The organism is Okeania hirsuta (assembly GCF_003838195.1).
In the GTDB taxonomy this organism is placed as follows: Bacteria; Cyanobacteriota; Cyanobacteriia; order Cyanobacteriales; family Microcoleaceae; genus Okeania; species Okeania hirsuta.
In genome coordinates, this window is sequence record NZ_RCBY01000025.1 from 40279 (window position 1) to 53514 (window position 13236).

Here is a 13236-nt window from a genome sequence, read left to right on the forward strand (position 1 = left end):
TGAGCTGTTAGAAGTAAAAAATAAATGAGATTATTTGTGGTCAAAAATATAAATTAATTACTATAGTAATCTTATTTGAGTTGTGAGATATCTTAGACTTTTAAGGCACAGGAAATAGGGAATGTGAAACACCGAAGCAATAAAATTATCATTAATAATTTATAATTGCTATATATTAATAGTGTCATACCATATTATTTTTAATAACATAGAGTTATGTAATTTGAATAAACATTTGTTGCAAATCTCCCTTACCTTTTCTTACTTTTTCCTTCTATAACTAGAACTAATATAAGTAAAACAAATTTAGTATTATTCAAAGAGAATTACTTATACTTTTGATTAAAATTATATGCAACATTTAAAGTATTTTTGTACCTATTACGATCAAACAAAAGCAAGGTTACCGAATTTTATTGTCTAGAACTAGTCAATAAAACTCAATCACCAAACTTAATCTGAATTTATTACTCAAATCAATCATAAATCAGGTAAAATTATCTAGAAACAGTAATCACAAAAATAAGATTATTTATTAATCAAACTATTCATCTTTTTTATCCCCAAAGATTTTTTTTTGTTTACATTAGAGAGATAAATATAGTTTGTCTAAATCATTTAGTTGACGATAATTTTCCCTTTGTTTAATACTAGATACTTCTAATTGTTTGTCAATAGATATATCAATTTTTGCTTTGGAGCCAGTAAAATTCACGATCAATAAACTTACTATAATAACCTTCAGAATCGATTGATAGTTAACCTATATAACACACTGATAAATAAATTAATAATTTCCCCATTATAATGATTATGCCTTAATTAAATATGATAACGAAAAACTATGGAACTATAAAGAACTACATTATTATTTGAAATAATGCCCAATTTTAATTATATGTATATTTCCCAAAGTCCAAAATCAGCCTAGCATATACTGAAGTGGATGTAGCAGTGTTAGCCTAATCACTTTTGCTATTGGAAATTTTAGTAGTGGTCTGTCAAGATAGTTTTGAGGGGTCACATTACCCAAAAAACATTACCTAAAAATCACATTGACAAAAATCTATACATGATTTCAAAGTTGACAGACCAGTACAACATCTTAAACAATTTTTGATAATTACAATTTTAAGTTACTTAGCTTCATGTCTTCCTAACCAGAGGAAGACCTTGAGCTGAGGATTTTAATGACCCTAAAATCTAAAAACTGAGCTAAGAAATTTGAAATAGGAATGAAACTAAATCTCCTTTGCCCAAAGATATTCGATCTCCTGGCCTCAATTTATGTCGATTTCCTCTTGTCAAAGAAGTATTATTGACATAAGTACCATTAGAACTACCTATATCTTCAATATAATAACTATCTCCCTCTATTCTAATATCAGCATGACTACGAGAAACCACCTCAGAGTCAGGAAATCCCGAAATATCAATATCTGGTGGTACTCGGTCGTTAGGCTTACCTATGTGAATTACAGATAAATTAACTGGTAATTCAATATCTGTATCTGTTCTAATATGAATTAACTTGGCAGACTGTTTTTGTAACTGAGTCTTGGCCGGAATTGGTGTTTTTCCAGTAGGAGATGGAGAAGTTACTACAGGGTTACTAATAGGATTAATAGTTTGTGGAGGTTCCTCAGTAGGAACTGGAGTATTAATGTTGCTAGATTTTTCTAAGTTTGGTGTAGCAGACACTACTATAGGTTCTAAAGTCACTAATGGATCTGGTGGATGTAAGTCAGGTATATCTTCTGAAGGCATACCTGCATTCGTACCAGATACTGGTGATACTATAGTTGGCATTACTGCTGGATCGGTTTGAGATAAAACTTGACCTTCCTCCATACCAGTACTAGCTTTCAAATCAAAGCCACATTGACCACAAAAGGCAGCATCAACTTGAACTGTTGCCCCACAGTTAGGACAATTCGTAGTTACAGGTAAGGGAGTGTAGCAAGCTTCACATTGTGTTGCTCCATCAGGATTCTGATGATTGCAATTCGGACAGACAATCATTGATCTACTCCTCGTTATCGGCCAGACGATCGAAACACCGACATAAGAATCATAATTATATTTAACTTTCAGATTCTATAGTAATCCTAATTCTATTGTATTGTATAGCTAATTTGGGTGTTGGTGAAGAGCATGTATAATATCAATTTTAATTACTTAGGAGTCAGGAGGACCTCCTCAGGAGTCAGGAGGGAAGAAAGAAGTAAGAGCCGAAGTTGGAAGGACCGAAGGAGTGAAAAATCTTACTTTGTCTGACTTTTAAACTTTTAATTTGTCCGCGCCCTTTCCTTCGACTGCTATACAAGTATTAAGCTTTAGATAGTTAGGTTTGTAGTAGAAATATATGAAGTATTCTATTACTTTCCTTGCCTCAACCTAACACTTAACCAATGAAGGATTGAAATTTTAGGATAGGATGAATTTATATCATGTCCGGATAATTAGTTATAAAAAAACTTTCTCCTTCAACTCCAGTTCTTCCTCTTCCTTCTCCTTTCTTCTCTCCTGACTCCTCCGTAGTTATTTATTTATCACTGTTCAACCGGACATGATATTACTTTTCACTGCTTAAACATTAACACCAGTTAGTAACCAATGTAGTTCCCCTTTTGGTTGAATCAGGCGACTAGGATATTTCATTTCATCCCCATTTTCTGCAAATACTCGATCCAATGCAACTTGTTTATCTGCACCAGCAACTAGAAATATTACACAACGAGCTTGATTAATTAGTGGAATTGTAAAAGTTAATCGCGGTTGGCCATCTTTATTCCCTACCGTAATGAGGCGATCGCTAATTTGCAAAGCATCTGTATGGGGAAATAAGGAAGCTGTATGGGCATCACCACCCATTCCCATATTCCCTACCGTAATGAGGCGATCGCTAATTTGCAAAGCATCTGTATGGGGAAATAAGGAAGCTGTATGGGCATCACCACCCATTCCCAGTAAAATCAAATCAAAACTAGGAAAATCTCCTGGTGAGACCTGAAAAAATTCTCGCAAATGAGCATCATGGCTGGAGGCATCAACTTCTGGATCTCCAGCTCCTGTAGGCATAGCATGAATATTTGTCGGTGGTATGGGCACTCGGTCTAACCAAGCTTGCCTAGCCATTTTTTGGTTACTATCTTGGTGGTCAGGAGCTACATAGCGTTCGTCCCCCCAGAAGACATGAATTTTATCCCAAGGTAGATTTTGAGTTGCTATGGACTCATAAAGGGGTTTTGGAGTATTACCACCTGCTAAAGCTATAGTACATTGGCCTCGCTGTGAAATGGCCTCTTGCATTTTAGCCAAGCAAATTTCTAAAGCTTGCTCGATTAACTCTTCTTTACTTTGTAGTAATTTAACCTGTTTGTTCATTTGAGCTGATTTGTGTTGTGCTAGAATATGCTTACCCAGAAATATAAAAATTTTTTGATGAATCTGGGCATCAAATTCATGCTACAGCGATTTTGATTTAGAAGTCAGTTTATCTCGTTACCTCAAATAATATTAGTATTTGCTCAAGGTATTTATAATGGGAAAATTTAGGTGGTAGGCAGTTTAGTAATTAACAGTTGAAAAAAAGTTCTTGAGCTATAAATCATAGTATGTGTGTTTATTGTTGCTCATCTGATGCAACTTTTTCAGATTTTGAGTTCGATTACTAAACAATGAAACAAAAGTTATTATTGGCTACAAATATTATGCTGGCCTAAAAAATTTCCTAATATAGCAATGAGCGCTGGTATATTTACAAATTGCAGGAGATGTCCAATAGCTAAAATCTTATATTATAGGCAATTTATTCCCCCAGATGAGCTGTTGCCTGTTGCCTGTTGCCTGTTGCCTGCGCACAGCGCTATATCTGAAAAAATTTTAGTGTATGTCTCAAAAAATAAAATTTTCTAGTTATAACGAGAAAGCAGATTAATGTTAGAGAAAAAACAATTAATAAAAAAACAAAACCTATGTCTAATCCCAAAAAATTACCCAATTCCATACGCTACTTCCGAGGCAGATTTCGTCATCTGACAAAACCTTTAGTTTGGGGGCCAATTGCTGTAGCTTCTTTAGTGCTATTATTTGTTTGGGAATTAACAGTCCATCCAGAATGGTTAACTGTTGAAGATGATTATTCAGTAACAAGCGGAAATATTATAATTGACAATTTATCTCCTGAAGAAATTTCTATTATTAGTGATATTGACAGTTCTTCAGTTTTAGTAGAGGATTTAAAAAATTATGAAAATCTTCAATTTAATTCCTCAGTAATTCCTGAGAAAATTTTACTAAACAGGTTAAAAGGAGAAAGCAAAAATGAATCGGAACCACCAAAAAACTCTAAAAAACTTCAAGAAAATTTAACGAACCTTCAACCTCAAACAACAACCAATAATCTTCCTCCTCAAAATAAATTAGACAACTCTCAATTATTAACATCTCCTCTGTTACGTAGTCTCAATATATTAGACGAAAGCGATCGGGAAGAAAAAAAGGAAAAACCTGCAAATGCATTACAGAATGCTTTGGATGATTACCAGCGCTCTAAAAATCAATCCCAAGCATCTTCAAATTCTCAGTCTCAAACAAATAATTTTAACCTTTATCCTACTGAGATAAAACCTAGAGATATTAGACCTTCTCCTTTTCCTGGAATTTCAACATCCAACAGTTATCAATCTCCACAAAACAATAATTTTAATTCACCTTTACCACCCATAAATATTAATCAACCAAAACCTTATTATACAGATAGATCGGGAACGGCAAATCAAAACAATAACCCCAGCAATTCACCAGGATCTAACTATTCTCTTCAACGGCAACCTGCTAATCCAAATTTACCGCCATTACCAACAGTACCTAATGGTTTAGCTAATAATCAAAATGGAGTAAATGGGATTAATAACGGAAGAGTTTCTAACTATTATAGTAATCAAGGATATCCGCAAAATCAGCAACAGCAATATAACTATGGAGTTAATCCTAATCAGGTAAATCAAAACTTACCATCAAATCCTTCTAATAACCCTTTTTCCAGACGTAATAATAGTTTTAATCGTGGATATGGCGAACGTTGGAATAATCCTTTTAACAATAATTAAAATGGTTACAGCGGTTTTGATTTGGGTAGACCACAGTAGGGAAGTTCCATGGAACTACAAGGTTTGATGTGTGAAGAGGTATAGCGCTGTGCGCAGGCAACAGGCAACAGAGGGAAGAAAAAACCGATAATATAAGACTTTTATCTATTCGACAGTTCCTGTAATTTGTAAATATGCCAGCGCACATTGCTATAGTTCATCAATTTGAAAAGCGCTGTAATTTAGGATAATTACAATCATCAAGTTTGAGGATTTTAATAATTATTATTGCTACCCTTATATTTGGTTTTGAATATGAGGAAATAGATGGTGGGTTGTAGATGAGAAAATTTGACCTAACACCATTTCTCAAAAGTTTTACGACATCTCCTTGGGAGTAGGGAGTAGAGTTAAAAGGCATAAGATATTTTGGATTAATGCCGATAATCCTTACAAACATTACTGAATCATTATTATTACTTAATAACTGAAGTCGCATCGAAAGTATAGTATGAATGTATGGGAATTGGTATAATACTTTCGTTGATATAAAGCTTGGTATAAAGTAAGCATTCAGCTATTAGCATTCAGCATTTCCTGTGGAATGCTGCGCAAACATACAGCGGATTCCACCAAGCGTGAGGTACACCTCTCGCTGGCATCTTGCCCGCACTTGCATTCAGCATTTCCTGTGGAATGCTGCGCAAACATACAGCGGATTCCACCAAGCGTGAGGTACACCTCTCGCTGGCATCTTGCCCGCACTTGCATTCATTTAATATTAATATCTGTACTTCATATACTTGAAATATGCTGTAATACCAATTTGAAAAAAGAATATTACGAATAATAGGGGCAATTAAAATATTTTATAGGAGATGTCTCTTGGACTAAAAAGATAAATTCAGACCTAAAAACTGGTATTAAAGCCATTCATTCTGACTCCTAAGGACTGACTCCTGAGGACTGACTCCTAAAAAATATCCTAGCTATTTGTAGCAAAAATTTATCAAATTGGTATAACTTTGAATTCTCCTTAATCAGACAATAAACTAATAGCTGATAGCTGATAGCTGATAGCTGACTGCTTACTTAATTTGAGTAAATTTCATCAACTCATTTTGAATACATGATGTTGGCAATAAAACTATTCTCTTACTTGTTAAAACAGTGCAATGTTCAATAGTAACGGATAAAGCAGGAATCATATTTTGCTCTAGTTGATAAATAATTGTCTCTCCTAAATCATATTGACGAATTAATTCTTTATCAGCTACATATCTAGGGTTATAAGCTGTTTTATCGAGCAACCAAAAATCTATTCCATACTTCTGAATAAAATTATTAACCTCTTCTAGATTAGAAGTATATTGAGCCTGAATTAAATCTTTTGCTCTTTGACTAAACTGAGCATAATATTCTGTATGGTAAGGCAAACTATATTCCTGGGCGACTAAAGTAGAACGTTGGGCAAAAGTAGGAATATTATCTGATTCTTTAGATATAGACGCAATTAATATATCTTTCGGTTGTGCTAGTAAATATTCATATAATTCTATTTCTTTGCCTTTAACGTAGAATTGGTTATCTATAGTTAGATCTTGAGAAAAAGGAATAATGCTTAATATCGCTAATAATAAAATTGTGCAACCGAGATATATTTGTTGTGGAAAAGTTAAGCCATTTTCTAGCTGAGAAATAACTTGATTAAAATAACTATCCAACCATATTGTTAAAGCAATACCAGTAGCTATTGGTATCATTACTCGCATACTATGATAAATATATCTGTTGGGAAAATGAAGCTGAAACAAAAAAGCATGAGCGAGGAAAAATAACCCCATAGATGCTAGTAAAATTTGAACTAATATTTCTACCTTTAAAGAAACCTGTTTTGCCAGAGGAAATTTTTGACTTTTTCCAAGTACAAAAGGTAAGAATAATGAGGCGATCGCTAGTGGAGGTAAAAACCCTAAAAATAATATGCCACTCCTCGGTCCTATTAGCCAAAAAATCAAAGGATTTTCGTGAAAAAAGAATGCTCTGCCATAGTTTCCATCATCATAATTAAAAATTGGTTGTAATTTAGCTTCCGCAGCAGTAATAATTGACCCGAATTCCGTAGCAGAAAACTTGTATGGTAGAAGTATAATTGCAGCAGTTATTATTGCTCCTAACCAGAGGTAATAATTTAATCGGACTGAAGTAAATTTTAACCGTTTTTTATCGTAGGAAAATAGTCGAATAGTTAAGATAGTTACTGATAGTAAAACAGTGTGAGGATAAAAAATAGCTTGGAGAGCGATCACTACTAATACAGGAAAGAAGGAATTTCGGAGTAGGTAATATAGGAATGCTAAAAAAAGTGGATATAAAAATGCTCTGGGAGTAGCAGAAACTAAGTCATCTTCCATCCATAAAGTTTGATTTAAAATGAATGAACTAAAAAAACCTACGGCAGGAATAGGTAGAATTTGTAAACTTATTCCAAAACAGTAAATTGTCGAAATTAATCCGAGAAATATAGGTAATAATTTACCTAAAAAAATGGGGTCTATACCTAAAGATGTGATGAGTGAATAAAAAGTTTTATATCCCCATGGAGCTACTGATTGAAAATAGTCAGCAATGAAATCTTGAGGGAATAATTCTGCATTTAAAAAACGACGCATCCAAAATATATGTTGTCGAGCATCATCTTGAATAAAATATTCACTTTTGAGGGAAAATTTGAGAGATTCAAAACCATAAATTAAGACAATAGCTAAACTTAAACCAAACCAGAATATCCAGCTTCGATTTATCAAATTTTTATGTAAAATCGATAAAAATTTACTAATTTTTAATTTGGATATTAAAAGATTTGACATATTTGATTATAGATTAGCGATTTTATAAGAAATGATATGATTGGCGATTGTTGTTTAGCATTAATAGTTTCTTCTAAAAATTAGAATAATTGTAAATTTTGAATAAAAAGTATTGCTATAATTAGGCTTGGGCTTTATTTATTTGCTAAACTAACTAAAATTTAATTACTTATTACAACTAAGGTTGAAATTTAGATGACTTCTAACAACGATGGTCCTCGGACACAAATAATTGTTGCTATTATTGGTGGAACTGCAGTAATAATAGCTGCATTAATAGCAGCAATTGGTCAATACTGTAGTCAATCAAATGCTACTAAAGAGATAAAATTGCTTCAGGAATTAGGGAATAAAAGAATAGAATGTACAAGCAATGGTCAACTTTGTACACCTCGTCGCGAAGAACAAATAGAAGTAAAGGAAGATGGAATATTATACGCTGAATATATCGTTCCTCCTGGTCATTGTGGTCCGATTATAATCTATTTCTATGTTGATAACAGACTTAAAGGACGTGAAGAATATCAGATAGATAATTATAAATCTGTAAAAAAGGATCTAGGTTTTATTGCAAAAGGAACCCATACTTTAGCATTAGAAGCAAAAGGAGTAACAGGTGGTTGTAATAAAGGAAAATTAAATTCTTGGGGAGGGGCAGTGAATCTTCACATATTACCAGACCCACCTATATTTTGCAGGTCTTAGCAAAAAGCTACAATATTTCAGATTACCTATTTCATATAAATAATAGTCTTCAGAGCAGAGTCTTTCAGTGCTACTTCTATCAATAAATGACATGAACAAAAGTCGTACCCAAGAATAATAAGATAGGTAAATGTTACTTGAATTACTCTTAATCTTCAATTACTCAAGATTTGCAGACCCTAGTTTTGAACTATCAAAATAATTGGGTCTAAAACCCTGCCTTTTAATCAGTTATTAGTTAAATCTTTTGTATTTTTTCTGGTTTGACCAAAATAATAAAAATAAAGTCATAAATGAACTTCTAAGTTATGACTTCAGACTTAAGAAATTCCTGTTACAAAAACAACTTCTGACTTCTGACTTCTGACTTCTAAATTCCTTAACGTGAAGCTCTTGCTATAAGTAACATTGCCACTCCAATACCCATAAAATTGGGTAACCATCCAGCCAAAAAAGGAGTCAAAACCTCTTTTTGCCCCATTGCCCCTGTAATAAAAGAAAGTAAATAATAAGCAAAAATAATTATCACACTAATACCAAAGCTAGTACCTCTATTCGCATTTCTCTGAGGTCTAATTCCTAAAGCTGCCCCTACTAAACCCAGAACCAAACAAACAAAAGGTACAGCAAACTTTTGTTGAATTCTGACTTGAGTTTTAACAATTTTCCGATGATTTCCACTCAGTCGCATTAACTCCAAATATTCATAAGATTGAGGAATATTCATCTGTTGATAAGTACGTCTTTTACCTGCTAAATCTAAAGGTGCCGTAGAAAGTTTTAATTCTTGATGGTCAAACTTAACAATATTACGGTAAGAACCATCTGGAGATACAATATAAATAGTCCCATTAAACAAGTCCCAAATATTTTCTGCTGGATTCCAAGTTGCTGACTCAGAAGACACAATTTGGTCAACCCCATATTGGGAACGATCTACAATAGTCACCCCCCTCATATATTTACCATCAAACTTTTCGGCATAGAATAAACGAGTCAAAGTATCTTTCTTACTTCCGTCTGGCCGCTCAACTTTGCCAAATTCTGGATAGAAAATATGTTCTTCCCGAAAAGGAGGATCGTCTCGGTCTAAAGTTCTCTCTAAAGTCAGAGATGCTTGATAGTTGGCATTAGGTACAATTACTTCATTAAGGGCAAAAGTTAAACCAGTTACGGTCAGACCTAATATTACCGCAGGTATAAGCATTCGATAGACGCTAATGCCACAGCTACGCAGAGCAACTATCTCACTATTACTAGACATCTGACTGTAAACCATCAGAGTCGATAGTACCATTGCCATAGGGAATGCCCAACCAATAAACTCTGGCACTTTTAAGAAAAATACTTGAAGGGCAATAGAAATAGGTAGTCCAGATTCTGTTACTTTCCGGACCAATTCAAACATTGCCCCCGCTGTTACCCCGATAGATGAAAATAATCCTACACCAAAGAGAAATGGCCCAATTAATTCTATGATGATGTAGCGGTCCATAACTGAAATTTTTGGTTCCAGTCTTTGTAGGAAGAATAAAGACTTTGAGATACTGCGCTCCATATATTTCAGATTTAAGGTCAAGTCTACAATTTAGAATTTAGAATTTAGAATTTAGGATTTAGAATTACCTATTCTTATAAACAAAATGAAATGGGAATTTTTCAGAATATTACTTAAGGTTAACGTAATCTGAATCAAAATTTCAGGAAGTAGAAAACTGATAAGAGGAAATTAATTGTGATTAATTGTAGAGGAGAATAAGCAAAGTCTACCAGAGAAGTAAGATGTTCCTGCTATGGTTTTCCGTAACCAAAATAATTTGAATATCATTAGAAGATATTTTCAGAAAAAATGCTATTTAAGAAGGTGAAAATATTCAAGGCATTCTTAACTTTATTATGATATAAATCGTACTGTGGCATTATCTAAAGTTATGGTTTTTATTTATTATTTTTCAGAACATTATTATAAGTTGCTATAGATTTTTTTGATGAACTCTATGAGAGTTTTTTCATGGAATTTATAATTTTTGGAAAAGACATAATACTCATATCTTTCATCTATTTCTAAATTGATTTTTTCAGTTTGCCCCGATTAAATAGAATAGCTTAGAATATTATCTAATAACTAACTTAATCTGAGTCCAATTTTAAGAGGCTGAAAATTATGGAACCTATTACTATTGTAATGGCGCTAGTTGCTGTATTGGGGACAAAAGCTTTGGAAAAAACAGGAGAAAATATTGGGCAGGTGGTCTGGGATAAAAGTGCTAAGTTGATGAAATATCTCAAACAAGAATCTCCCGATACTGTAACTGCTATTGAACAAATTTCGGAGCAACCTTTGGATTATGGTCAGGCAGTTTTGGAAATGCAGGAGGCAGCAGAAAATCCTGATGTTGCTCGGACAATACAGGAGTTGGCAGCGGCAGTAGAAGAAAATCCTCATCCAAAGTTGACTGAGGTTATGGAAGAAATTAGAGAAGTGTTAAAGTCTCTGGAGTCCGAAGATGAAAAGAATGCCAACATAGTAGCAAAAGTAATTAATGCAGAAATGGTTGCTGAAAAAATAGCTCAAAGAGGTGGGATAATTTTTGAACAAGGTGGCAGTGTAACTATTCATAGTCCAACTTATTGACTGACTTCGCCCGAACAGGGTAGAGAATTGAGTCTCAAGGAATGGCAAGATATTTGTCGGGAAATGCTGAATAATAAACTAACCAGTAATTCCCTATTTCACGATGATGAGGAGGCAAAAAAACACCGAGAACAAATTTATGTTCCCCTGGCACTGGTGGAACGGAAAAAACCTGAGAAACGAGAACAAGATGGGTTATCTCCCGAACAGGGAACGAAACTTTATGAACCCCAATATGAGGAAAAGCAAAGATTTACCCACAATACTTTCTTAAAAGAGATTTTACAGCAAAAACAAGGTAAAAGTCAAGGTCAAAGAATTTCTTTAATTGGGGAACCGGGGGCGGGAAAAACTACTCTGCTACAAACTATTGCGAATTGGATATTGGAGCAAGAATTGGGTTTGCCTGTGTGGGTTTCTTTGGCAGATTTGACTCAAGGTGGGAATTTGAGGAGTTTTGAGGATTATTTGCTCAATTCTTGGCTGTCTGCTGCTGTTTCTTTCTCTGGTGAGAAGGTGTGGAATAATTTTACCGAACAATTTGAGCGGGGGCGAGTGTGGTTGTTGTTGGATGGGGTGGATGAAATTGCTACTTCTGGCAGTCAGACTTTGCAAAATATTTCTCGTCAACTTTTGGGGTGGGTGGGTAAAGCGCGGGTGGTGTTGACTTGTCGTCTGAATGTTTGGCAAGCAGATGTGAATCATTTGTCTGAATTTGAGACTTTTCGGTTGTTGGATTTTGATTATCCTCAGCAGGTAGAGCAGTTTATTGATAATTGGTTTAATTCCCCTCAACCCCGTTTTAATCCCCCCCAACCCCCCTTTGAAAGGGGGGAGCAAGAGCAAGAGCAAGACTTTGTAAGGGGGGAGAATAGTAAGGGCGATCGCTTAAAGGTGGAATTGGGGAAGGAGGAAAAAGTGCGGGTGCGAGATTTGGTGCAAAATCCTCTGCGGTTGGCGCTGTTGTGTCAGAATTGGCAGTTATATGAAGGAAGTTTGCCGGAGACGAAAGCGGAATTGTATGGTCAGTTTGTGGAGCAGTTTTATCGGTGGAAGTGTGTTCTTTTTCCAATGAAGGAAAGTAAGCGACGGGAGTTAAATCTGGCTTTGGGTAGGTTGGCGAAGGATGATATTGACTCTAGTGGGAGTCGTTTTCGGTTGCGTGAGGATTTTATTGTTGAGAGGTTGGGGGATATTGATGATGAAAATTCTCTGTTTTATCTGGCGTTGCAAATTGGATGGCTGAATAATGTGGGGGTGGCGGCAGAGTCACCGACGAAAAAGGTTTATGCTTTTTTTCATGCCACGTTTGAGGAATATTTTGCTGCTTTGGCGATCGCCGATTGGGATTTTTTCTTGCCTCGCAAACACAAGAATAAGCCAGTGAAGGGGAGACGTTATCGAATTTTTGAGCCGCAGTGGAAGCAGGTAATTTTGTTGTGGTTAGGGCGAGAGGATGTGAAGGAGGAAGAGAAAGAGGAGTTTATTAAGGCTTTAACTAAGTTTAAGGATGGGTGCCTCTACTTTTTAATAACGATAATAAACATATTTACCATAATATTTATCATAATAATAAAAATCAACCCCTTCAAAAAATTTGGTGAAATTCCAAGACCACTTATAAGAATTAGGGGTTTTTATGAATATCAAGCTTATTTTCTTGCTGCTGCTGGAATTGGTGAATTTAGCAACTGCACTCAAACAAATGAAGTAGTTGAAAAAATAATTGACTGGCATTGTAATAACCGTTTCAATGAAATAGGTGTAGCATCTAGAAATGTTTTACTAGAGACTCCAAGGAAAAATACTATCAATGGTTTGGTGAATTTGTTGGAGTCTACTGTTGATGATGATACTCGCGGGCAAGCAGCAGAAAGCTTAGGGAAAATTGGCACGGGCAATCAGAAAGCCATTGATGCTTTGGTGGATTTGT

General features: G+C 34.7%; 9 protein-coding genes. 4 read left to right on the top strand and 5 right to left on the bottom strand.

Annotated features, from left to right (window positions below; genetic code table 11):
• Positions 1-586: 586 nt before the first annotated feature.
• From D5R40_RS40825 to pgl, 3 genes are all read right to left on the bottom strand, one after another.
• The gene (locus tag D5R40_RS40825) at positions 587-715 is read right to left on the bottom strand and encodes a hypothetical protein (RefSeq protein WP_275670248.1); all 129 of its coding nucleotides are present in this window, start codon (positions 713-715) and stop codon (positions 587-589) included.
• Between the two features lie 500 nt (positions 716-1215).
• Entirely contained in the window at positions 1216-2022 is an 807-nt protein-coding gene (locus tag D5R40_RS06760; RefSeq protein ID WP_124142636.1) for a double zinc ribbon and FHA domain-containing protein, read from the bottom strand.
• 567 nt (positions 2023-2589) lie between these two features.
• Positions 2590-3387 (bottom strand): 6-phosphogluconolactonase, encoded by a 798-nt coding sequence (gene pgl, locus D5R40_RS06765; RefSeq protein ID WP_124154406.1) that lies wholly within the window; start codon positions 3385-3387, stop codon positions 2590-2592.
• A gap of 590 nt (positions 3388-3977) precedes the next feature.
• On the opposite strand from pgl, the gene D5R40_RS06770 reads away from it, so the two are divergent.
• Complete coding sequence (locus D5R40_RS06770) at positions 3978-5114, top strand: hypothetical protein (RefSeq protein ID WP_124154407.1); 1137 nt, start codon at positions 3978-3980, stop codon at positions 5112-5114.
• Between the two features lie 1067 nt (positions 5115-6181).
• On the opposite strand, the gene D5R40_RS06775 is transcribed toward D5R40_RS06770, so the two are convergent.
• Entirely contained in the window at positions 6182-7900 is a 1719-nt protein-coding gene (locus D5R40_RS06775; protein WP_240041556.1) for a hypothetical protein, read from the bottom strand.
• A 258-nt stretch (positions 7901-8158) separates the two neighbouring features.
• On the opposite strand from D5R40_RS06775, the gene D5R40_RS06780 reads away from it, so the two are divergent.
• Complete coding sequence (locus D5R40_RS06780; protein WP_124154409.1) at positions 8159-8668, top strand: hypothetical protein; 510 nt, start codon at positions 8159-8161, stop codon at positions 8666-8668.
• Positions 8669-9047: 379 nt separating this feature from the next.
• Here D5R40_RS06780 and D5R40_RS06785 read toward each other — a convergent pair whose 3' ends face one another.
• A complete protein-coding gene (locus D5R40_RS06785) occupies positions 9048-10226 on the bottom strand; it encodes an LptF/LptG family permease (protein WP_124142631.1) in 1179 nt (392 codons plus the stop codon).
• Between the two features lie 606 nt (positions 10227-10832).
• Between D5R40_RS06785 and D5R40_RS06790 the strand changes: the two genes are divergently transcribed.
• The gene (locus D5R40_RS06790) at positions 10833-11303 is read left to right on the top strand and encodes a hypothetical protein (RefSeq protein ID WP_124154410.1); all 471 of its coding nucleotides are present in this window, start codon (positions 10833-10835) and stop codon (positions 11301-11303) included.
• Positions 11304-11330: 27 nt separating this feature from the next.
• The coding region (locus D5R40_RS06795; RefSeq protein ID WP_124154411.1) for an NACHT domain-containing protein at positions 11331-13236 on the top strand (1906 nt) is incomplete at its 3' end.